This window comes from Flavobacterium rivuli WB 3.3-2 = DSM 21788 (assembly GCF_000378485.1).
GTDB lineage: Bacteria > Bacteroidota > Bacteroidia > Flavobacteriales > Flavobacteriaceae > Flavobacterium > Flavobacterium rivuli.
Genome location: NZ_KB899966.1, coordinates 607,756 through 631,163 on the forward strand (window position 1 = coordinate 607,756; position 23,408 = coordinate 631,163).

Consider the following 23,408-nt stretch of genomic DNA (forward strand, 5'->3'; position numbering starts at 1 on the left):
GTGATTTATATAAAATTGAAATTTGGTTAAAAATGCTGTACTACTTTAATAATCGCCCAGCTCAGTATCTGCAAAAGGGGCGTCGTGCATGTGCATAGATTCGTCTAAAAATTCGCAGCCGTCGCACTGGTCATGCTTATGTAGTGGCGAGGTGTGAAAATCTTTTTTATTGCCAATTGTTTTAAGGGTTGGCAGCCTTAATAAATAAAATAGTTTCATGATGTATGGTTTTTAATAATTGGTTTGTTTAAGTTATACTTACACCGGTGCTACCACTATACGGGTGGTACCATCTATTTTTATAAAGCCCATTTTTCCGGCATTATAATCGGCAAGGGCAGCCGTTAGCGCATCACGGTTTTCCATGGCCATAGCGCCCTGTGTAAATATCTCTTCCTTTAATGGCTTGCCCGATATAAAAAGCAGCTGGCTATTGCCAATACCCTTAAACGTTATGGGCTCGGCATAATCAGATTGCGACATTGCCAGTACATTACCCTCTTCAAGCTCTATAGCCTGGTCATTAATTATAATCTCGAAGTGGCCCTCTACCGCAAAAACAGTTCCTGACCAGCCTGCGGGAAGCGTGTGTTTATATTCTTTTTCAGATTCTATAAATGCGTGTAAAATGGTTAGCGGTTCGGGTGTTACAATGGTATTTACAACAGTATTTGTACTGCCACAAACTACCCTTACGAGTATACCATCTTCTATAATTTCCGGCATGGCATTTTTATCAATAAAAACGCTTTGTGGCGCGAGGTGTTTTTTATTTGCAGGTATGTTTACAAACAACTGTAATCCCTCTACACTGGCACCCTCGGGCACAGGATACTCTGAGTGTACAACGCCCCGCCCGGCCCAGGTCCATAAAAGGCTGCCGGGTGTTACAGTAACATTATTACCAAGAGAATCGATGCTTTGGTAAGGTGCAGAATCTTCAAAAACATAGCTAAGGGCAGACATGCCTGCATGCGGGTGAGGGCCAAAAATGTCTTTTGTAAGTTCAAAATGGTCAAACCCAATAATAGGATCCATAAGCCCGTTAAAATCTTTTGCTCTTACTTTCCTGGCAAAAAACTGCTCGTCACCCTGCACTTCAGGTGTTATTATTGATGATAGCTGTAGCTTTTTCATGGTTTGTTAATTTAAAATGATGGTTGGTAAAGTTGAGGTACAAGTTTATTTTTGGCATGCCGCTACCCGCTGAATTGCCGTGTTGTTGATTGGTTTTCACAAAATATATTGCGCCAACGTAGGGTTATATTTATGCACGAACGGGTGGAAAGTGCATACCCATTACAACCGCCACGGCAACCTGCCTACCCGTCATCTTCGTTTCAACGGGTATCGAAGCCAGGAAAAAAGGGAGTATTATGTTCTTGGCTGTGGGCGGTTAGGAAACCACTCCTCAAAAGTAAGGCTGCCAAGTTTTGCACCATCGTTAGGCACAAGTGTAAGGTCTTCGAGAGGGGCGCCAAAGTAAAGGGCCTTTTCATCTTCTACAACCGTTAACGGGTCGTTAGTCTTGGTAAGGTAGTTTTTTACAAGGCCAGAAAGGCTAAAACGTTCCGGGCCGCCTATCTCTACAGTTTTATTTATTGGGTTAGCAAGTGCAACCTCTGTAACTATTGCAGCTACGTCTTCGGCAGCAATAGGCTGGATTTTTGCAGGAGAAAGTGTAACACTGCCCGCAGCATGTGCAGAAGCTACAATGCCACCAAGAAATTCCATAAACTGGGTAGAATGGATGATTGTGTAAGGCACACCTGATTTTTTAATGAGGTCTTCCTGGACCTGTTTTGCCCTAAAGTAGCCACTTTGCTGCAAACGGTCTGTCCCTACCACAGATAATGCTATGTGGTGTTTTACACCTGCATTAATTTCTGCTGCCAGTAAATTTTTGCCCGATGTTTCAAAAAATTCCATTACATCTGCGTCTGCAAATGATGGTGAGTTAGCAAGGTCTATAACCACATCGCTGCCATTAACTGCTTCGGCAAGTCCTTCGCCGGTTATGGTGTTAATACCTGTTTGAGGTGATGCAGAAGTTACATCGTGGCCAAGCTGGCGAAGGTTATTTACTGTTTTTGTGCCAATTAATCCTGATCCTCCAATTACTAAAATTTTCATGATATTAAGTTTTAATGTTTATGATAAAACGGTTAGTGTTTCTTACCATTAAGAAGCCAATAGCCGTGCCAAACACGTAAACACCTAAATATCAAAACATTAAATAGAGTTAGCAAATCTGAAATTCACTTAATAAAGTGATTTCATTTTAACACTCCTTTTATATAGTGAATTGTACGAAAAAATCTTAAAAGAGATTTGCGCATAGAATGGGATTAGACGAAAAATCTGCACTCATGCTATAACCACCATCATTTCACTTATTTACACCAATCATTAGTGAAAATAAGTGAAATTAGTGTCTGAAAAGGTAAGGAGCCAATTACAATAATTACTTGGTCAAACTATTTTGAAATAAAAACATTAGCTAAAATAATCAGCTTTAGTAATATCCAGCTTTTTCATTTTAGAGTGCAGGGTATTTCCGGGTATATCCAGCACTTCTGCCGCGCCACCCGCACCCGATATTTTTCCTTTACAGCGTTTTAAGGCGCTTATTATAAAGGTACGTTCCATATCTTCAAGGGTTTTGCTAAATATATTTTCTTCGGGTGCATTTTGGGTATCTGCTTTTTTAGGCAGGTACACTTCTCGCAAAAGGTTATCTGTAGTCATAAGCACACTGCGCTCTATAAGGTGTTCCAGTTCGCGCACGTTACCCGGCCATAAGTAGCTGTGTAACTGTTGCATTGCCTTAGGCGATATACGTGTAATGTTTTTACCTGTGTTTTTATTATATTTAGATACAAAAAAATTAGCCAGTGCCTCCATATCCTCCATTCTTTCCCTAAGAGGTGGTAACAGTATAGGAAAAACGTTAAGCCTGTAAAAAAGATCCGATCTAAAACGGCCCGCATTTACCTCCTCTTCAAGGTCGCGGTTTGTAGCAGCTACAATTCTTACATTTACTTTAACAGTATCTTTACCACCCACCCGTTCCAGCTCACGCTCCTGTATAACGCGCAGTAATTTTACCTGAGCCTCAAGCGGCATCTCTCCTATTTCGTCAAGAAACAGGGTACTGTTATTTGCCAGTTCAAATTTGCCTATGCGCCTCTCTGTAGCACCGGTAAAAGCACCTTTTTCATGTCCAAAAAGTTCGCTCTCTATAAGGTTTGCAGGCATGGCAGCACAGTTTACCTTTATCATAAGCTTATCTTTTCTGGGCGATGCATTATGTATAGCCCTTGCAATAAGCTCTTTGCCCGTTCCTGTTTCGCCTAATATAAGTACGGTAGAGTTAGACTCTGCCACGAGCGACATTAGCTGATACACCTTTTGCATTTGCGGGCCGTTGCCTATAATTTCGGTAAAATTATATATCGTTTTTATTTGTTCTTTTAGGTATACATTTTCCTGTTCCAGCTGCTGCTTGTACAAAATAAGCTTTTCGTTAGCCTGTATATTTGCAATTGCCATAGATATTTGAGAACAAATACCTTTTACAACCGCCGGGTCAAGATAATCTGCCAGGAGCCACAATGTGCCCACATTAGTATTGCCTACCCGTAATAACGCAGCGTACGTATTCTGGAAACCTACCTTTTTCCAGAGTTGGGCAAATAAAGAGTTTGTTGTCCTTAACTCTTCCTCTACATTAAAAACCACAGGTTCCTTGCTGCTTACAACCCTGGCTGTGTAAGGCTCCTCTATAGTTAGTTTTATAGCAACGCGCTCGTCGTGGCTTGGCATTACATCTTTAAACAAACTTGTGTCAGACATGTAAGGCGTTAAGCCAAAACCATCATCATCAAACGTATGTATCATGGCCAGTTTAGTATCAAGAACATCGCGCAAAACATTAATAACGGCACACTCTAAATCAGCCTTAATGCGCACACCGGCAATTTCATTGCTAAACTGCAATAATACAGACTGTTCGTGATTTATTTTCTCTAAAGCTTCATTAGCAAGGATATTAGCCATAGCAGTAGATATCTGCGCGCAAATACCCTGTAACAGCGATATATTTATTTCGTCTATAACCCAGCCATAAAATTCCAAGGTTGGTTTCGCCATTGCGCAGTGCAATACCCACCATTCTTTTATATCCCAACCGTTTCCAAAAAAATAAATAGGCAGACGTTACCCCTCTTTCTATCTCAATATCAACACTAAAAAGCAGCGGTATATAACTCTCTAACACCCTGCTTTGCAGGCCATCATAAATAGGAAATTTTTCGCGCCCTACATCAATCATTATAGGGTCGCCTTCAGGAATCACACTATCATCGTGAATGTAGGTGCTCATGGTAGTACCATCGGCATTTATCTTTCGTACTACAAACCCCTTTATATTATTTATTTTTCTAAGCGCAGTTTTAACAGCCATTTCAAGTTCGGCCTTGCTCCTTACGGCAGCAATATCATTACTAAAATCCAGCAGGAACGATTTTTCGTTTTCCTTTTTTTCCAGCTCTTCATTTTTAATAATATTAGAAACCGCGTTAGAAAGTTGTGGCGCAATACCTTTAATAATATTCCTGAATTGTGGGGTAAAACTATCCTGCCTATCAGAATATATGTGCAGGAACCCCATAGGCTTATCAGCATTCCATAAGGTTGTCATTAAAATTTCTTTAATGCCGCCTTCATAATTTACCTTTAAAAATCGTGGACTTTCAGGCTTATCCATTACATCTTCCAGCATAAAAGACACAGGACCCTCGGCTGCTATAACACCGTTTATAAAAGGCTCGTTAAGCTTAAAACGCGACGCAACGAGCTGGTCGTAATAAGTGTGTACACGTATGGGCGAAGCATCTGTATTTAAAAGAAATGGCCAGTAGGTTTCATCTTTTTGGTCTATAAGGGTAACAATGGTATGTGTAAAATAAAACAGTCCCTTAATCCTTTTAGAAAAAAGCATAATAAGGTCGTTCTTCTCTCTTACTTTGGTAATATCTTTTCCCAACTCAAGAAGAATCTTTCTTTCCTGCTCCAGATAATTATCCCTGTGCGGCTCATCAGGATTTTGTGTAGTTATTACTTTTTTCATGTACTGTAGTTATTCGTTACAAAATTTGCAAGCGGCAACCGGGTCCGGTTAAAATAAATACTGCTTAACTTTATTTTGTGATGTAAATTTACAGAAAATGTAGTCTACATTTATCAAATCATAGTAACGTAATACATGACAGTTTTAAATTAAAAATAACGGTTTTATACACAGCACATAATTGCCGTGTATAAAACCGTTATTTTAAAATATTACTCGTAATGCCTTGCTGCCAGGAGCATTTCGGCAAAGGCTTTCCATGATGGACGGTCTTTTTCGCTATCGTAGTTAAAACCATGCAATGCTTCAAGGTACGACCGTAACGTATCGTTTTGCCAGGCTTCTTTATTCTGGCTGTAATCGGCAACTAATTTTTCTAAGAAATCTTCAAAGTCTTCTCTTGTTTTAATATTTTTTACTACAAGTTGTAATTCATTATCTTCATCCATAATTATTGTATTCATACGTTACCAAATATAGGCTTAAATAATTATTTATAGTTTAACTCTTTAAAAAGATTTCTTTACTAATAATTCATTTCGTGATTAATTATGGTATTTAAGTTAATAAATTTTTAAACTACAATTTACCCGAATAAGTGTTTATAAAATTTTCCAGTTCAATTTGATTACAATATATTTGCTACACCTAAAATTTTAGGTATTTTTACAATAAACACAAAACCTACGATGAAATTTATAGTATCAAGTTCATATTTACTAAAGCAGCTGCAGGTGCTTAATGGTGTAATTAACAGTAGTAATACCCTGCCTATTTTAGATAACTTTTTATTTGAATTAAACAATACAGAGCTTAAGGTATCTGCTTCAGACCTTGAGACCACGATGTCTGCCGTACTGGAAATAGATTCAGAAAGCAAAGGCAGCGTAGCAGTGCCTGCTAAATTATTACTTGAAACTTTAAAGACCTTCCCGGAGCAGCCACTTACTTTTACTGTTGAAGAAAACAACACTATAGAGATAAGCTCTAACTCCGGTAAATATGCACTGGCTTATGCAGCCGGCGACGAATTTCCTAAGGCAGTAAGCCTTGAAGACCCGTCTGTAACCATAGTTCCTGCAGAGGTACTTGCCACAGCAGTAAGCAAAACTATTTTTGCAGCCGGTAACGACGATCTTCGCCCGGTAATGTCGGGTGTGTTTTTCCAGTTCTCGCCACAAGGGCTTACCTTTGTAGCTACAGATGCACACAAGCTGGTTAAATACCAAAGAACAGATGTAGTTGCCTCTCAGGTGGCAGATTTTATTATGCCTAAAAAACCGCTTACCATACTTAAAGGCATACTGGGAGCAAGCGATGCAGAAGTTAAGATTGAATATAACGACGCTAATGCTACCTTCTCTTTTGATAATTATGTACTTACCTGCCGCCTTATAGATGGTAAATACCCTAACTACGAAGCGGTGATACCAAAAGAGAACCCTAATAAGTTAATGATAAACAGGACGCAGTTTTTTAGTTCTGTACGTCGTGTAGCTATTTTCTCTAACAAAACTACCCACCAGATACGCCTTAAAATTGCCGGTACTGAACTTAATATATCTGCCGAAGATATTGATTACAGCAACAAGGCCGAAGAGCGCCTTACCTGCGATTACCAGGGCGATGATATGCAGATAGGATTTAACTCTCGTTTTCTTACAGAGATGCTTACCAACCTGCAAAGCGACGAAATAATGCTCGAAATGTCTTTGCCTAACCGCGCAGGTATTCTTACTCCTGTAGATGGCCTTGACGAAGGCGAAACTGTAACCATGCTTGTTATGCCGGTTATGCTTAACAGTTAAATAATAATTATGGCTTTGGCCTGATGATATACAACCCCTTAAACAAGAACGTTTAAGGGGTTTATTTTTATTAGCTGTGAAAGATAAATTGTTTAACCAAAAATAAAACCTCCTGCTTTATAAATAATTGATCATCAGAACAAAATAACAAATTAAGCCAAATTTATTATTTTGAAACATTAAACAGAATATTAAATTTTATTACCTTCTTTTAAGACTACATTTATACACAGTTTTAAATCGTTCTTTAAATTTAATATCGGAAATATGAAAAAAAATACTAAAAGTGTAAATATTGTCCTTGTTGATGATGATATTGAGGATTGCATGTATTTTGAAGAAGCATTAGGTGAAGTACACACTAATCACGTATTTCAGTCATTTAATTCGGGGGCTGCAGTAATTTTGTATTTAAGCCTGATAGATACTATAATTCCCGATATACTTTTTTTAGACCTTAACATGCCGGGAGTTACCGGTAAAAAATGCCTTAAGGAACTACGCACAATGGAAAAATGCAATAATATGCCTATTGCAATTTACTCTACCAGCGACTCTGATGAAGATATACACGACACCTTAGTTACTGGAGCCAATATATACATAAAGAAAACAACAAGCTATATTGGCCTTAAAGCAACTATAGAAAAGGTACTGAGTTTAAACTGGCAATACCATTACCTTAACCTGAATATTGGTACTTATGTTATGGCTATTTAAAATGGTGCACCTACATAATCCTGCTTCCTGCTTATTTATTTTAGTACTAAATATAATGAAGAGGTAACGCGGGGTTAACGTGTAATTTCGTATTAATGCACACCTTGCAGCGTTTTAAAATACGCCCCCAATTATGGAAATGTTCAGCAAAAAGGAAAGAAAGCAATTACAGGAAATTAGTAAAAAAAATACCCAGCTTTTTAAAGAAGCCGTTAAGGAAATTGAAGAAGTATATGCCGATCTTAATAATGCCTATAGTGCTATAGATACCGTTACCGAAGAGTTTATAAAATTTACCGAAGAGATAAAACCTAAAGTAGAAGAAGCCGATATAGTAAAAATGCAGGCATTTGCTAAAAAGTTAGCCAAGGTAGATAAAGTTGCGCGTGATGCCGTACGCGATGTACGCGATGTATTGCGCAGCACAAAAAAACGCCTTAAAGAAATACAGAGAGAGGTAAATTAATTTCAGAATTCAGATTTTAGAATTCAGATTAAGCTATATTAAAAATTTCAGATTTTAGAATGTAGATTTCATATTAAGCTACACATTTTCTAAAGATTATATCTAAATCACAATAAGTATTTTTCACAAATACTATTGCCAATCCTGTAAGGGCAACACATATTAACCCGGGGTAGTACCCCGGGTTATTTTACATTATATAGTACAGCAATGTATCCTGCTTTGCTACTTAGCAACTTTCTTACTTTGAAACTCTCCTTCTTTGCAACTCAGTTTCAATTCAGAAATTTCGTACCTTGGTATCTCTAAACAACACATTATGCCAACCGATACTATAGCGCGAAAAGTAGCCATTGTAGGCTATAACCGTATACCCTTTGCACGACAGTTTACTAATTATGCCGAAGCCAGCAATACCGATATGATGGTGGCTACGCTAAATGGACTTATAGATAAATATAACCTTGCCGGTAAGCAGCTGGGCGAAGTAGCGGGTGGCGCGGTTATAAAGCACAGCTGGGAAATTAACCTGATGCGCGAATGCGTTTTACATACCTCACTCGACCCTAAAACACCGGCCTGCGATATTCAGCAGGCATGCAACACCGGCCTCGAGGCTTCTATGTATATTGCTAATAAAATTGCCCTTGGCCAGATAGATTGCGGTATTGCCGGCGGTGTAGATAGCACAAGCAATGTACCTCTATATCTTAATGAGCATGTGCGCAAGCTGCTGTTACGCGCCCGCCGCAGCAAAAGTGCTACAGAAAGGATAGGTAATATTTTAAAAATAAAACTGAAAGATTTTAGTCCGGAGGCACCGGCTAACCTTGAACCCGGCACAGGCTTGTCTATGGGCGGCCATACCGAATATACTGCTAAATTTTACAATATAACCCGCGAAGCACAGGACCTTTTTTCATTACAAAGCCACCAGAAAATGACTGCCGCGACTGACAGGGGATTTTTTAGCGATATGGTTAGCCCTTTTCTTGGCCTTACCCAGGATAACAACATGCGCCGCGATACATCGTTAGAAAAACTGGCTAAACTTCGCCCTGCTTTTGATAAAGAGCACGGTACACTTACAGCAGGCAACTCCTCTCCGCTAACCGATGGTGCCTCGTGTCTTTTATTAGCCAGCGAAGAATGGGCAAATGCAAACGGCCTGCCTATATTAGCTTACATTACCTATGCCGAGATGGCCGCTATAGAATATATAGAGAACAAACAAAACCTATTGCTTGCTCCTGTATATGCAGCACCACGCATGTTACAAAAAGCCGGCCTTAAACTACAGGATTTTGACTTTTACGAAATCCACGAAGCCTTTGCCGCTCAGGTTTTGGCATTATTAAAAATCTGGGAAAGCGAAGAGCTGTCTTCAGCCTTTGGTGTTACTGCATTGGGCAGTATCGACCTCACTAAGCTGAATGTAAATGGCAGCAGCCTTGCCACAGGCCACCCCTTTGCAGCCACGGGAGGCAGGGTAATTGCTACACTTGCAAAACTACTGAACGAGAAAGGCAGTGGCAAAGGTTTAATATCTGTCTGCGCAGCCGGCGGCCAGGGCATGACCATGATACTGGAAAAATAAATTGCCTGCAAATAAGACAAAAGGGATAGCTTAGTTTAAGCTATCCCCTTTTTTTATATACATCTTAAATAAAATTTAAACTTTTGTTTCTCCCGCAACATTTTTAGCCCTTTTCTCCGGCCTGATGATCATTCGCAACGGCTGGTCCATAGAGAAGTACGATACCATCCAGTTCCAGAACGTTACCAGCCTGTTCCTAAAGGTTATTAACGACAGCAAGTGAATAAACAACCACATTAGCCATGCTATAAAGCCTTTAAAGTGCAGCTTTGGCTTAGGTAAATCTACCACTGCTTTATTTTTGCCTATAATAGCCATAGAGCCTTTATCTTTATATTTAAAGGCTGTAAGGGTTTCATTTTTTAAGGCACGTTTTAAGTTTTTAGCAAGATGTTCCCCCTGCTGTATAGCCACCTGTGCCACCTGCGGGTGCCCGCCGGGAAAAGCCTCATCGGTAGTTTGTATACAGGTATCGCCTATGGCATAAATATTAGCGGTAAGGTTTACTTTATTGTAAGCATCTACCGCAAGGCGCCTGCCACGCCCATAGCTCTCTGCTGCTAAGCCATCGAATATCTTTGCAGATACCCCTGCCGCCCAGATAAGGTTTTTAGACTGTATAGTTTCTCCCCCGTCAAGGTAAACGGTATCATCTATATAATCGGTAACCCGAGAGTTTAATTTTATGATAACCCCAAGCTTGGTAAGCGCATCATATGTATCCTGCTGCGATTGTTTGCTCATAGGTGCAAGCAGTACATCGCCACCATCTACAAGGTAAATATTACTTATACTTGTAGCAAGTTCCGGATACTCTTTGCGTAGTATACCATTACGCATTTCGGCAAACATGCCAGATACCTCTACCCCTGTAGGGCCTCCCCCTGCTACAACAATATTTAAATACTTACGGCGTTCGCGGCTGTTTGTGTATAATGTTGCTTTTTCCATGCGTTGCAACAACTTGTTACGCATCTCTATAGCATCATTAAGGGTTTTCATTGGGATAGAATTCTTGCGAACGTTCTCCATTCCAAAGTAGTTGGTTTCGGCACCGGTAGCAATAACAAGGGCATCATACTCTAATTCGCCATTATGCAATACGGCAATATTTTGCTCCTGTTTTACAGAGACAAACTCGCCCATACGAAAGTGAATATTTTTCTTTTTAGAATAATACCTCCTGAATGGGTAACTAATTGCCGAAGGCTCAAGGTATGCAGTTGCTACCTGATAAATAAGCGGCGGAAAAAAGTTGTAGTTGTTCTTATCTACTAATGTAACATCAAAATTTTTGTTGTCGGCAAGTTCATTTGCAAGGTTTACCCCGGCAAAACCGCCCCCTATAATAACTATCTTCATGGTAATGTTATTGTTACAGAGCCTAAAAAATACCCCTGTAAATGCTGTATAAAGTTACGTTTTTTGAGGCTAATGCACAATTAACTTGGCACAGCATTAATAAATTTATGAAATTATTAGCTTATGATTTACCCCAATGCCATTAACAAAAAAAAAGCATATTAAAATTATGTACATGATTTATAGATATGTTAATATTGTAGTCTTTACCTGCCACAATAATTATTTTTATACACAAAATCAGGAATACAAGCACTATGAAAAAGATATTTACCAAAAAAACTTTACACAGCAGTATTAAAGTACTTAAAGACACTTTTAATGGTTTTATGATGGATAAGGGCTTAAAGCTAAGCGCTTCTTTGTCTTACTATACCATATTTTCGTTGGCGCCATTACTACTCCTTATTATATCGCTTGCAGGCTTCTTCTATGGGCGCGAAGCCAGCGAAGGCCGCATCTTTACCGAAATTAACGGTATTATAGGTAACGAAGCCGCGAAGCAGGTACAACAAATAATAAGCAACCTTGAGCTATCCGGCAATTCTACAATATCTATAATAATAGGTATTGTAACGTTAATAATAGGTGCAACAACTGTTTTTGGTGAAATCCAGGACTCTATAAACATGATATGGAAGGTAAAAGCCAAACCTAAAAAAGGCTGGGTAAAAATGCTGAAAGACCGTTTATTGTCGGGTTCTATAATAGTAGGGCTGGGTTTCCTGCTTATAGTTTCGCTTATTATAAACGGGGCACTCGCTGCACTAAACAACTTTTTAAAATCTATGTTCCCTGATTTTACGATTATAATCATCAATATTGCCAATATTGCTATAGGCTTTGGGGTAATTACAGTATTGTTTGGTGTAATATTTAAAGTACTGCCCGATGCTAAAATTAAGTGGAAACATGTGCGTGCCGGTGCCTTTTTTACGGCATGTTTATTTATGTTAGGCCGATACATTATAGGTATCTATATTACAACCACCGGTGCTGGATCGCCTTATGGCGCAGCGGGGTCGTTAATTGTTATATTGCTTTGGGTATACTATACTGCTGCCATACTGTACTTTGGTGCAGAGTTTACCCGTGCATACGCCATTTTTAAAGGATCGCGTATACAACCCGCAGAATATGCAGTGTTTATTGAGCAACACGAAACAGAAAAAGAAAATGTTTACATTACAAAAGTAGATAAGGCAACTAAAACAGAGGTTACCAAACCCCTTGAATAACAGTAGCAATTTGCCTGATACAGAATACCTTATCCCTATTCCCTTTTCCCTCATCATCTATTTTTGCCATATTGCTCATGAAAACCACATCATCTGATAAACAGACCTTAGGTACTGTTACCGAATTTACCATAGAAGCACCACAGCTAAACCGCAGTAAAACCATTTGGGTATACCTGCCTTATAATTATGAAGATAGCGACCAGCGTTTCCCGGTAATTTACATGCACGACGGTCAGCATGTTTTTGATCATGCCGAATCTGAAAAGCGTGACTGGCATGTGGAGGATAAGCTTAACGTACTGCATTCCCAAGCCATAATTATAGGTATAGAGCATGGCGGCCCTAACCGTCGCATTGACGAAATGACGCCCTATAAAAATGAAAAATATGGTGGCGGCCATGCTGATGACTATCTTGATTTTATAGTAAACACCTTGAAACCCCATGTAGACGGGAATTATAAAACAATTACTGATAAGGAGCATACCACAATTTTTGGGAGTTCTGTTGGCGGACTGATATCTTTTTATGCGATATTAAAGTTCCCCGATGTGTTTGGTAATGCCGGGGTGTTTTCTCCTTCATTCTGGTTCAGCGATGAGATTTTTGCACTGATGGAAACAATTGACCATATTGACGGACGAATATACTTCATGGCCGGCGACCATGAGAGCATGGGCATGGTGCCCGATATTGACAACATGGAGCAACTGGTTTTAGCACGGGTAAACTCCCCTGAACAACTACATAAAAAGATTGTACATAACGGCAAACACAACGAATTGCTTTGGGCTCGCGAATTTACCGATGCGTATACCTGGCTGGTGGGGTAATTCACAACTGACATTAATTTAATCTTCCCCTAAAAATTTATCCGTTATTTCTTTGGCACATCAATAATTATAATTTACTTTGCAATTCAAAGTACTTTTAAAATGATTAAATATTTAAAGGATATACAGGAATTAAAAACAGATAATGCATGAACTATACCTATGTTTTATCTTTAATTACATTTATAGGGTTTAATATTGCAAGCTTTCCCCTATATGTTTACTTCCACAATAAGGTGTCGGTGAAAACATTAAAAATTATTTTATTAGTTGTTGCAAGTCACATAGCATTATTTGCGTGTGGGATTTCGCTCATTGGCGATTATATAGATTATACACTTTTTTCGATAGAATATTTAATTTGCATTATTTTAGCCTTTGGGCTTGTGTCAACAAAAACCTGGCTTCTAAAAATTCCGGGATTTATAATGCTTACAATAGCATCTATTTCTGGACTTGTAACTATTTTATTGGGCATTTTCCTCTTTATTATAATGTCGCAGGATTATGAGGCCGACAAAGTATATAGCTTTAATAGTAATGGTTACGAATATCAGACACGGAGGTATTCTTATGGTTTCGTGACTTCAGATGACATTACCTACAGCTTTGCAACATATAGGCATTATGCTTACCTCCCGATTGAATATAAGATTGACTATACCTACTTTTCCAGTATGCAAAGCGACCTTAATTTTAGTAAACCGGAACAACTTAAACTAAAGGTTATTGACAGCGACTCATTAAATCAGCTTCAATTTACCACTTACAATAACAGCTTTGTAAAAGATCTTAAGTAATTTCCTTAAAAATTTCTTCCCTATTTCTTTGTCACATCAATAATTATAATTTACTTTGCAATTCAAAGTACTTTAAAATGGAAAACTACTTAAAGGATATACAGGACATAAAAAAGATGATGGATAAATCATCACAGTTTATTTCCCTTAGCGGTCTATCGGGTATCATGGCAGGTGTGTATGCACTAACAGGTGCTTTTTTTATAAAATATATAGATGCTCTTGATAGTGGCTATGTAATTGTAGACAGCTATTCTTTTAAGCTTATATTGCTTGTGGCTGTTGCTGTATTGGTACTATCTGTTGTTACCGGGTTACTGCTATCTGTCCGAAAGGCAAAAAAGCAGGGCGAGACCATTTGGAACAGCACCTCTAAACGCCTTGTGGCAAATTTTCTTATTCCGCTTGTTACCGGTGGTGTTTTTGCGCTGCTTCTTATAAAAAATCATTATTATGGCCTCATAGCCCCCATTACCCTTATTTTTTATGGCATGGCCTGTATCAATGCCAGCAGGTATACACTTCGCGATGTAAGGTATCTTGGGTTAACCATAACTGGTATTGGTTTAGTTGCCACTTATTTTATGGGCTACGGCCTGGAGTTCTGGGCACTTGGTTTTGGTGTATGCCACATACTATATGGCTCTGTAATGTACTTTAAATACGACCGTAAATAGTTTGAAAAACATTTTACAACATATAAATAAAGCTTTTGACCATCGTATACGCCTGGGTATTATGAGTATACTTATGGTAAACGAGTATGCCGACTTTAACACGCTTAAGGAACTGCTGGGTGTTACGGACGGTAACCTGGCCAGCCATGCCAAAGCGCTTGAAACGGAAAACTATATTATGGTAGAAAAACAGTTTATAGGGAAAAAACCAAATACCCGCTATATGGCTACTAAAGAGGGCCGTAAAGCCTTTAAGGACCATATTGATGCCCTTGAAAAATTAATACAAAAACGATAGCAAAAATTTTTTATCCATCTACTTTGAAAAACAAAGTACTTTACAAGTAACAAAAAATGAAACCTACCCAATCAACCGTAGCAAACGAAATCAGGCAGCACTTTATGCTGTTTACACTTGCCCTTTTTTGCCTTGCCTTACTGATGGTACGCGCTAAAATAACCCAGAGTATCTATTTGTTTTTCCTAATCTGGAATTTGTTTTTAGCTTACACACCCTTAGGATTATCGTCGTTAATTATGAACCGGATTAACCTTATAGAAAAATGGTACTTCTACCCTGCTTTTGGCTGCTGGTTATTGCTGTTGCCTAATGCACCTTATATAATTACCGATTTTGTACACCTTGAAAAGGAAAACAACATACCGCTGTGGTTTGATATTTTACTAATAACATCTTTTACCGTATGCGGAATGCTGTTTGGGCTTGCATCTATGAAAAATATGTACAACATATTAAGCGTAAAATTCAGTAATAAAGCAGCAACTGTAGTTATGGCTACTACTTGCCTGCTATCCGGTTTTGGCATTTATCTCGGGCGATTTTTGCGCTATAACAGTTGGGATGTTCTACATAAACCTTTTACCCTTACAGCCGATGTACTGCACAGTTTAATTGCGGAAGAAACCTATAAACCTGCATGGGGTATTACCATTGGCTTTGGTACACTGCTATTCCTCCTCTTCCGTCTTTACTATAATCCTGAAAAATAAAAAAATTTATACATCTACTTTGAATTTCAAAGTAAAATACTACTTCGATATGAAAACTATGAAAGAAAAAATTGAGGCCGTTCGCATAGAATTCGAACGCAAGACAAAAAACATTACCGCCAAACAACTTGTTAATTATCCCGAAGGCAGCCTGGGACATAACCTTGGCAAGCATCTTTTAAACAGCAATTATGGCACTAATGTTACTGCCGAAAAGGAAGATGTTTACCAGTTATTGATTGGCCGCGGTCAGGTATCTGTAAAAGAAGATATCGCGGTGCAGTATTATCTTTTTGGCAACGGGTCTAACAGCCTTAAAACCTTACTGGCCATGAGTATAGGCTTAGTTATGTGCCCCCACTATGCAGGTTACTTTTATAAAAGGTATAAAGATGGAAAGCAGGCGTTACGCTTTTATGATGTAGACCATTTTGGTATGCTGCACCTGCCCGTAGAACGTATTAAAGACACTTTTTTAATACGATAACCATGAAAACACAAGCTAAAAAACCCGACAGACTATTAATGATGCCGGTTGTAGTATGGGCATTTACCTTTACGTTTGGCACTATTTGGATGTTAATATTAATGAACGTTGGCCACAGCACAATAGTTTACGACCTGCTACTCTACACATTGCTGCCCATTATAGCACTCAATATTGCAGTGGTTACACTACTCTTTATATCGGGCTACTATCATGAATATTACAGGCAGGAACTGCACAACCGCATGTATTTAGTGCTTTCTAACCTTGCAGTAGCAGCACTATATTTTATTTTAATGTGCGGTTTTGCCAAATTTTTAAACTGATCATCATGAAAGTAAAAATGATATTACCTGCCCTGGCAGAAGCAGAAAGCCCTTTTTGGCGGCCTATCAAATATTCGCTATTCCCGCCATTAGGGCTGGCAACTCTGGCAGCATATCTTTCGCCAGATGACGAGATAGATTTGCAGGATCAGCATGTAGAAACGCTTAAACTTAATGACAATCCGGATCTGGTAATCATTCAGGTTTATATTACTAATGCTTACAGGGCATACAAAATTGCAGATCATTACCGCGAACAGGGAGCTTATGTTATTTTGGGAGGGCTACACGTTACGTCTCTTCCGCATGAAGCAGCACCGCACGCAGACAGTATTTTTCTTGGTCCGGGAGAAGAAACTTTTCCACGCTTTTTAAAAGACTTCAGGAACAGAACGCCTCAAAAAGTATACAACTCTGCAATACGCACATTAGATAAAATTCCGCCCATAAGGCGCGACCTGATAAAACGCAACAGGTATTTAGTGCCTAACTCTATAGTGGTTACACGCGGCTGCCCGCACCACTGCGATTTTTGCTATAAAGATGCTTTTTTTGAAGGTGGCAAAACATTTTATACCCAACTGGTTGATGATGCACTTGCCGAAATTGAAAGGCTCCCCGGCAGACATTTATACTTTCTGGATGATCATTTACTTGGCAATGCAAAATTTGCCACTGAATTATTTGAGGGGATGAAGGGGATGAACAGGGTTTTTCAGGCAGCTGCAACGGTAGATTCTATCCTTCGTGGCAATCTTATAGAAAAAGCAGCTGAAGCCGGGTTGCGAAGCCTCTTTGTAGGATTTGAAACCTTTTCGCCGGTCAACCTCAAGCAAAGCAATAAAAAGCAAAACCTGCAAAAGGATTATATAGAGGCTGTTAATAGATTACATTCTTTAGGAATCATGATAAATGGAAGTTTTGTTTTTGGCCTTGATGACGACGATAAGGATGTGTTTAAAAGAACGGTAGACTGGGGTGTTCAGAATTCTATTACAACATCTACCTACCATGTACTAACACCATACCCCGGCACTAAGCTTTATAAAGATATGGAACAGCAGGGCCGTATCCTTACCAAAAACTGGGACTTATACGATACCCGTAATGTGGTATACCAAACCACAAAACTTACTGCTGATGAACTTAAAGACGGTTACAACTGGGCGTATAAGGAATTTTACAGTTGGGAAAATATTTTTAAAGCAAGCCTAAACCACGAGTCGCACAAACATAAGTTAAAGCACCTAATGTATAGTGGTGGCTGGAAAAAATTTGAACCCGTATGGAATTTTCTCATTAAGACTAAAAACCTCAATAATATATTACCGGTATTAGAGTCGGTGCTATCAAAAGTAAAACCTAAAGACAATGAATTGTTAATCAATATACAATCAATTGAAAATGTTAAAAACTCTCAAATCCTTTAATTCAATATCGGCAAGGATTATGGCTGCCATTGCCATTGCAACGACTATTGTAACATTTATAATAGCAACTCTAATCTTTTTTTTAAGTATAGTAAATGAGCCAAATTTGCCTGTATTAGAACCAGTAGAATACAACATACTTGCAATTATAGCTTTAATTTTTATAATTAATCTAATAATATTCATCACATTAATTTTATGTTCTTTCTATCAAAAAGAACAGGTTATAAAGCTGCAAAATTGCATAACACTAATGCTGCTTAATATACCAATTTCAGCACTATATATAATGATCATTTTTATATAAATCTAAACACCTAATGATATGCAGAATATTCTCAACTTTTTTAATCCTAAACATTATGGAAGTTTATCGTCTGATAGGATATCTGAAAAAGTAAAGGAATACCTTTTCTTCCCTTTCAGGGTATTCAAAATCACATTAATTATTTCAACAATATTTTTCATCCTGAATTTTGTACTATTTTTTTATTGCGAACCCGAGTCGCTAATTGTGATATTGATGGTTGAAGCAGTATTACTGTTGGTGCTGTCAGCATTTCATGTTTTATTAGGAATCACTTTTATCATTTTCGCGATTGCAGATCGTGATCACGCCCCATTAATTGCAAAAAAAATTTCTGTCGTCCTGCTAAATATTCCGATAGGCATCTTATACATATACATATTAAAATCAGTTTTCTTACAGAGTTAATATATCTAAAAGCAAATATTTCATCTAAGAATTATCATAAATTAAATCAATCTTTAAAAAAAGAACATTATGGAAACCAACCAAAACCAAAATGAAGGCCAGCCACAATTTAAGTACCCTCAGCCTCAAAACAGTAATTTTATGCAATCTACCACTGCAAGGGTATTTATGGTAGGGCTGCTAACACTTGTGCTACTGCTCCCTCTGGAATATGTAAAGGCACTTATTCGCGACCGAAAAGCATTACAGGAAGGTGTTGCAAATGAAATGGCTGATAAATGGGGAGGTCCGGTCTATTTTTATGGGCCTATACTAAAGGTGCCTTATCAGGTGGTATCTGAAACGGAGATAACCAATAAAATTACCAAACAGGTTACTGTACAAAGATTGGTAGTTACAGATTATGCGTATTTTTTTCCTGATGATTTGAAAATCAATACCAATGCTAAGACCGAAAATAAACACCGTAACAATTATGAGTCGGCTGTTTTTAATACCAAAATGAATTTTAAAGGGCATTACACCACGCCTGATTTTTCGTCACAAGGCATCAAACCTGAAAATATAAACTGGGAAAAGGCAAGTATAGTTATTAAAACAAACAACCTTAAAAGCATTAAGGGTGCAGTAAATATTAATCTTAATGGCAAGGCTTATGCTTTTGAACCTGTTGCGAGCGAAAATCAGAACGACACTGTAGAAACGCTGCAGACAACTGCCATAAACATGAGGGACGCATTTACAGATGCTGTAAATTTTAACCTGAATATAGCTTATGATGGTACCGAACAAATAGGTATTGTGCCAATTGGTAAAATTACCGAGGCCAAAATGACATCTAACTGGACATCGCCAAGTTTTGATGGTAACTTTTTACCCGAAAGTAAGCATGTAGACAAGAACGGCTTTAGTGCAAACTGGAAAATATCGCATCTTAACCGCGGCTTTGTTCAGCAATATTTTACAGCACTGCCAGAATTAAGCAAATATACATTTGATGTTGATTTTCATATACCTGTAGATGAATACCAGCAAAACGACAGGGCATCTAAGTACGGATTCCTTGTAATAGGCCTTACCTTTCTTATTTTTTTCCTGATACAAACCATCAGTAAAATAAACATTCACATTTTTCAGTATGGTATGGTAGGCCTTGCGCTAATAATGTTCTATACGTTATTGATATCTATGACAGAACATAGCAGCTTTAAACTGGCCTATATAATTGCAGGAATTTCTGTAGTAATAATGATTGGAACATATTCTGTATCAATTCTTAAAAACAAAAAATTCCCGCTGTTTATTGCTGCCTCGCTAACGGCATTATATGCTTTTATTTATATAATTATACAGTTAGAAAGTTATGCATTGCTTGCAGGCAGTATAGGCCTATTCTTAATATTAGGTGCAGTTATGTATGTTTCCAGAACTATAGACTGGAACAACACAAAACCGGCATAAGCAATTGCGCCATTAAAGAAAAACCTGCGACAATAATCGCAGGTTTTTGTGTTATATACCCATCAGGAAACCCGTAAGGTTTTCTTTACGAGGCAGGTTAAGTTTTTTGCGCAGGCGATATCTTGCCAACTCAACCCCCCCATCAGATATGTTCATTATCTCAGCAATTTCCTTAGTACTCATATTCATAAGCAAATAAGTAGACAGGTCCATTTCCCGTGGTGTTATTGTGGGATACTTATCTTTAAGACGCTTTAAAAAATCAAAGTGCACATTACTAATATGCTTTTCCAGGTTATTCCAGCTTTTATCTGTATTTAACTCTTTATCAATAGTTTTATACAGTTTTGTAAAGCGTGCCTTTGCAGTTTCATCAAGCGTTTCAGAGTCAATATCCTTAAGCCTGTGTATAATACCGTTAAGCATTTTATTCTTTTTCACAACCTGTAATGAGTTATTAACAAGCTCTTTATCTTTAGTAAGTATCTTAACTTTAAGTTGTTCGTTTCTAAGCCGTTCAATTTCTTTTTCAAGCTCATATTGCTCCTGCCTTATCCTTGTTTCTTTTTCCAGGTATAGCCTTCTCTGCTCAAGGGTTTCATAGTACCGGTTTTGCCGTATTTTAATTTTTACCCTTCTGCGCACGTAGTAAATTGCAAAGGCAACAACAAGTATATAAAAAATATAAGCCAGCGGATGTCTGTAAAATGGAGGTGCTACCGTAAATGTTACCACAGCCGGTTTAGACTCCTTACCATAGCTGTTTATTACTTTTAGCAGCATACGATAATTACCCTCATGCAGGTTAGTGTATTCTTTTACAGGCACATTAGTCCAGTTACTCCACTTATCATCAAACCCTTCCAGTTTATAAGAAAACTTAATGTTTTCCGGGTTATCATACATTGGAGACGAGAATGTAAACTTTACATTATTGTCTTTATAAGGTATGCTAACATTTTTTAGAGTTGGCAGGTTACCTGTAATTAATGTATCTCCGGCGAAGGTAAAACTTCGTATAAATGCTTTTGGCTGTGTAGTTATACCGCTATGCAACTGCGGGTTATAATGTACCAGACCTTCTGTAATACCAATAAATATATTGCTGCTATCTATGGTATTAACCGATTCGAAAAAATATACAAGGTTACCGGCAAGCGATGCAAAAGGCGAAAGCACATTTTGATACGACCCATCCTGTTGCCTCATGAGCATACCCATAGACGAGTCGCCAAAAAAGTAACAGATATTACCCTTATTATCTTCAAAGCAATATTTAATTTTAGGTATTTTACTAAAAATGGCACTAAGGGTTTTGTCTTCGATAAATTTATCAGTAGCCTGATTATGAGTAAAAAAATGATTAGCCGACTGAAAATAAATTTTATTATTTATTTGCTGTATGCTGTTTATACCTTTTAAACTTTTATCAAGATTTTCATACGTTGTGGTTAGCGTAAAGCGTTTAAGATCGTCACTTAGTTTTAATTTGTAAACACTATTTTTTAAAAGCCAAACATTGTTGCCATCAGTGGCAAACTTACTGTCAGATACATTAAAACCTTCAATCTGGTTACGAAATTTCCAGCCGGCAGGTGTTTTTTCAATAATTGCGAAGCCATGATAATTAGAAGCTATAAGATAATTGGGTTTCCCGGGAATTTTCTTTAAACCAAGATATCCCTTCCTGTCATCAAGAAAATTACCGGCCTTGCCATTCACTATAGTAAAAAGTCCGCGGTTATGCGAACAAAACAATGTACCGTCTATTTCCTGTATGGCCCACGCCTGGCCTGTACTGCCTTGTATAAATTTAAATGATTCTTCTTTAAAGGGCGTATTCCAGGCATGGCTAAAAACCCCTTGGTTTGTAGCAACATATAAATTATTTTGATACTCTGCAGATGAATATACCGAGCTAAGCTCAAAACTGGAGCCTAAAAAAGTAAAGGGAGAATTTTCGTTAATGTAACCTATACCGTTATCAAGGCCAAGCCATAAATTGCCACTAACATCTGTGTAAGAGCTCAATGCCGTATTGTTTTGTAAGCCCTTACGATTATTGATGTGCTGAACAATCCTCCCATTAGTATCGCAAATAATAATACCGTCGAGTACTGAATTTAGTACAATGAATTTGCTGTTTAACAATCTCCCGCCCAAAGAATTATTTTTCCTTATAAAGTTATTAGCATCACACTGCCACGGAGACAGCATTCCGTTATTATATAAAAATAAACCTTTGTCAAGGGTAACAATCAGCATGGTATCATTTGCCATAGGTACTATACCCCAAACCTCCGTATTATTTAACGTTTTAGTATTAGCGAGAGGTATCAGCCTGCCATTATTATATTCTACTAAGCCAAGAACAATGTCCTGAAAGTACAGTTTATTATTAACTAAAAAAGAAAACTGAAAACGGTTTGGCGCTTCGAGAATAGTAAGTCTATTGTCCTTATATATATAGGTACGATAAAAAGTCTGGAAAAACACCGCATCGTCTACAATATGTACCTTCCACACAAAATCTATAATTTTTTTTGAGTTAGGGTTAACTAATTTAGATAGGGAATTGTATACTAATTTTCCACTACTGCTTACATTAAAAAAACCAAATTCGTTATATCCACCTACATATATACGGCCATCATTGGCAACCTTTAAAGACCGTACTGTAGTATTAGGTATAACATTTTTAGACCATGATGTACCGTTAAACTGTATAAGGCCCGAGGTATTTGCAAAATAGAGATTACCATTTTTGTCCTGTCCCACCTCCCAGTTTTGTGCTCCACCATTATAATCTGCTTTTTTATAATTAATTATTTTGGGTAAACCTATACTTTTTACCTGTCCGCTAAGTGGTAATAGTTCACCTAATAATAGAACAATAATTACTAAATACCTTTCTAACTTTATCATTAAGTTAACTATGAATTAATTTTTTGTTTCAAAAAACCGCCTTTAAAGCGCATTATGCAATACATAATAGTTGATTTTAAGTCATAATCAGGCTAAAAAATGCATTACTAATGCAAATATACGACTTAAATCTTTTGATTAAAATTATCATATCTTTAAAAATTTAGCAAAATAACAGTTCATTGGCATCATAATATTTATTATAATATATTGATATATAATCAACTATATCGATGTATTTAATAAATGATTAAGTGTATGGTTTACACTAATATTTTAACAAAATAACAACAATAAATTTAAAAATTAAAATATTTAAAATCAATAGATTATAAAATATTTGATGTGTTTTTATATAGAATAAATTTCATTTTGATGTGTTTTTGTAGCACTTGTGAGTTAACGATGTAGTAAAATA

At 37.6% G+C, this 23,408-nt stretch carries 23 protein-coding genes; 14 read left to right on the forward strand and 9 right to left on the reverse strand.

Annotated features, from left to right (window positions below):
- Positions 1 to 45: 45 nt before the first annotated feature.
- The 6 genes from F565_RS22785 to F565_RS0102965 form a co-directional block, all read right to left on the reverse strand.
- Positions 46 to 219, reverse strand: a complete 174-nt coding sequence (locus F565_RS22785; RefSeq protein ID WP_020211702.1) for a hypothetical protein — start codon at positions 217 to 219, stop codon at positions 46 to 48.
- Positions 220 to 258: 39 nt separating this feature from the next.
- Positions 259 to 1,137: a pirin family protein gene (locus F565_RS21120; protein ID WP_020211703.1), complete on the reverse strand. Its 879-nt coding sequence runs from the start codon at positions 1,135 to 1,137 to the stop codon at positions 259 to 261.
- Between the two features lie 237 nt (positions 1,138 to 1,374).
- Positions 1,375 to 2,133: an SDR family oxidoreductase gene (locus F565_RS0102950; protein WP_020211704.1), complete on the reverse strand. Its 759-nt coding sequence runs from the start codon at positions 2,131 to 2,133 to the stop codon at positions 1,375 to 1,377.
- A gap of 363 nt (positions 2,134 to 2,496) precedes the next feature.
- Entirely contained in the window at positions 2,497 to 4,152 is a 1,656-nt protein-coding gene (locus tag F565_RS23075) for a sigma 54-interacting transcriptional regulator (RefSeq protein WP_231559598.1), read from the reverse strand.
- Complete coding sequence (locus F565_RS23080) at positions 4,052 to 5,131, reverse strand: GAF domain-containing protein (protein WP_020211706.1); 1,080 nt, start codon at positions 5,129 to 5,131, stop codon at positions 4,052 to 4,054. Before F565_RS23080 ends, F565_RS23075 begins: the two co-directional genes overlap by 101 nt.
- Before the next feature lie 212 nt (positions 5,132 to 5,343).
- Positions 5,344 to 5,595: a DUF7660 family protein gene (locus F565_RS0102965; RefSeq protein WP_020211707.1), complete on the reverse strand. Its 252-nt coding sequence runs from the start codon at positions 5,593 to 5,595 to the stop codon at positions 5,344 to 5,346.
- A 225-nt stretch (positions 5,596 to 5,820) separates the two neighbouring features.
- Between F565_RS0102965 and dnaN the strand changes: the two genes are divergently transcribed.
- The 4 genes from dnaN to F565_RS0102985 all read left to right on the forward strand — a co-directional run bounded on the left by dnaN (position 5,821) and on the right by F565_RS0102985 (position 9,722).
- The gene (gene dnaN / locus F565_RS0102970) at positions 5,821 to 6,939 is read left to right on the forward strand and encodes a DNA polymerase III subunit beta (RefSeq protein ID WP_020211708.1); all 1,119 of its coding nucleotides are present in this window, start codon (positions 5,821 to 5,823) and stop codon (positions 6,937 to 6,939) included.
- Positions 6,940 to 7,206: 267 nt separating this feature from the next.
- Positions 7,207 to 7,659, forward strand: a complete 453-nt coding sequence (locus F565_RS0102975; RefSeq protein WP_020211709.1) for a response regulator — start codon at positions 7,207 to 7,209, stop codon at positions 7,657 to 7,659.
- A gap of 133 nt (positions 7,660 to 7,792) precedes the next feature.
- Positions 7,793 to 8,125 carry a hypothetical protein gene (locus F565_RS0102980; protein ID WP_020211710.1) on the forward strand — a complete coding sequence of 111 codons (333 nt, stop codon included), beginning with the start codon at positions 7,793 to 7,795 and terminating at the stop codon, positions 8,123 to 8,125.
- Between the two features lie 319 nt (positions 8,126 to 8,444).
- The gene (locus F565_RS0102985; protein ID WP_020211711.1) at positions 8,445 to 9,722 is read left to right on the forward strand and encodes an acetyl-CoA C-acetyltransferase; all 1,278 of its coding nucleotides are present in this window, start codon (positions 8,445 to 8,447) and stop codon (positions 9,720 to 9,722) included.
- A gap of 75 nt (positions 9,723 to 9,797) precedes the next feature.
- On the opposite strand, the gene F565_RS0102990 is transcribed toward F565_RS0102985, so the two are convergent.
- Positions 9,798 to 11,084 (reverse strand): NAD(P)/FAD-dependent oxidoreductase, encoded by a 1,287-nt coding sequence (locus tag F565_RS0102990; RefSeq protein ID WP_020211712.1) that lies wholly within the window; start codon positions 11,082 to 11,084, stop codon positions 9,798 to 9,800.
- 257 nt (positions 11,085 to 11,341) lie between these two features.
- Between F565_RS0102990 and F565_RS21125 the strand changes: the two genes are divergently transcribed.
- The 9 genes from F565_RS21125 to F565_RS0103045 all read left to right on the forward strand — a co-directional run bounded on the left by F565_RS21125 (position 11,342) and on the right by F565_RS0103045 (position 17,889).
- Complete coding sequence (locus F565_RS21125; RefSeq protein ID WP_020211714.1) at positions 11,342 to 12,322, forward strand: YihY/virulence factor BrkB family protein; 981 nt, start codon at positions 11,342 to 11,344, stop codon at positions 12,320 to 12,322.
- Positions 12,323 to 12,399: 77 nt separating this feature from the next.
- Positions 12,400 to 13,158, forward strand: coding sequence for an alpha/beta hydrolase (locus F565_RS0103010; RefSeq protein ID WP_020211716.1), 759 nt, complete (start codon positions 12,400 to 12,402; stop codon positions 13,156 to 13,158).
- A 242-nt stretch (positions 13,159 to 13,400) separates the two neighbouring features.
- Positions 13,401 to 13,958, forward strand: coding sequence for a hypothetical protein (locus tag F565_RS0103015; RefSeq protein ID WP_154652519.1), 558 nt, complete (start codon positions 13,401 to 13,403; stop codon positions 13,956 to 13,958).
- Positions 13,959 to 14,035: 77 nt separating this feature from the next.
- Complete coding sequence (locus F565_RS0103020) at positions 14,036 to 14,635, forward strand: hypothetical protein (protein WP_020211718.1); 600 nt, start codon at positions 14,036 to 14,038, stop codon at positions 14,633 to 14,635.
- Between the two features lies 1 nt (position 14,636).
- Positions 14,637 to 14,933, forward strand: a complete 297-nt coding sequence (locus F565_RS0103025) for a winged helix-turn-helix domain-containing protein (RefSeq protein WP_020211719.1) — start codon at positions 14,637 to 14,639, stop codon at positions 14,931 to 14,933.
- A gap of 56 nt (positions 14,934 to 14,989) precedes the next feature.
- Positions 14,990 to 15,646 carry a DUF1361 domain-containing protein gene (locus tag F565_RS21130; protein WP_020211720.1) on the forward strand — a complete coding sequence of 219 codons (657 nt, stop codon included), beginning with the start codon at positions 14,990 to 14,992 and terminating at the stop codon, positions 15,644 to 15,646.
- Between the two features lie 49 nt (positions 15,647 to 15,695).
- Entirely contained in the window at positions 15,696 to 16,133 is a 438-nt protein-coding gene (locus F565_RS0103035; protein WP_020211721.1) for a hypothetical protein, read from the forward strand.
- A 2-nt stretch (positions 16,134 to 16,135) separates the two neighbouring features.
- Entirely contained in the window at positions 16,136 to 16,459 is a 324-nt protein-coding gene (locus tag F565_RS0103040; RefSeq protein WP_020211722.1) for a hypothetical protein, read from the forward strand.
- Positions 16,460 to 16,464: 5 nt separating this feature from the next.
- The gene (locus F565_RS0103045; RefSeq protein WP_020211723.1) at positions 16,465 to 17,889 is read left to right on the forward strand and encodes a B12-binding domain-containing radical SAM protein; all 1,425 of its coding nucleotides are present in this window, start codon (positions 16,465 to 16,467) and stop codon (positions 17,887 to 17,889) included.
- On the opposite strand, the gene F565_RS23015 is transcribed toward F565_RS0103045, so the two are convergent.
- Positions 17,854 to 18,075, reverse strand: coding sequence for a hypothetical protein (locus tag F565_RS23015; protein ID WP_020211724.1), 222 nt, complete (start codon positions 18,073 to 18,075; stop codon positions 17,854 to 17,856). The genes F565_RS0103045 and F565_RS23015 overlap by 36 nt on opposite strands.
- A 598-nt stretch (positions 18,076 to 18,673) precedes the next feature.
- Here F565_RS23015 and creD point away from each other — a divergent pair.
- Positions 18,674 to 20,065: a cell envelope integrity protein CreD gene (creD, locus tag F565_RS0103060; RefSeq protein ID WP_020211726.1), complete on the forward strand. Its 1,392-nt coding sequence runs from the start codon at positions 18,674 to 18,676 to the stop codon at positions 20,063 to 20,065.
- 51 nt (positions 20,066 to 20,116) lie between these two features.
- On the opposite strand, the gene F565_RS0103065 is transcribed toward creD, so the two are convergent.
- Entirely contained in the window at positions 20,117 to 22,990 is a 2,874-nt protein-coding gene (locus tag F565_RS0103065; protein ID WP_020211727.1) for a triple tyrosine motif-containing protein, read from the reverse strand.
- Between the last annotated feature and the right edge of the window lie 418 nt (positions 22,991 to 23,408).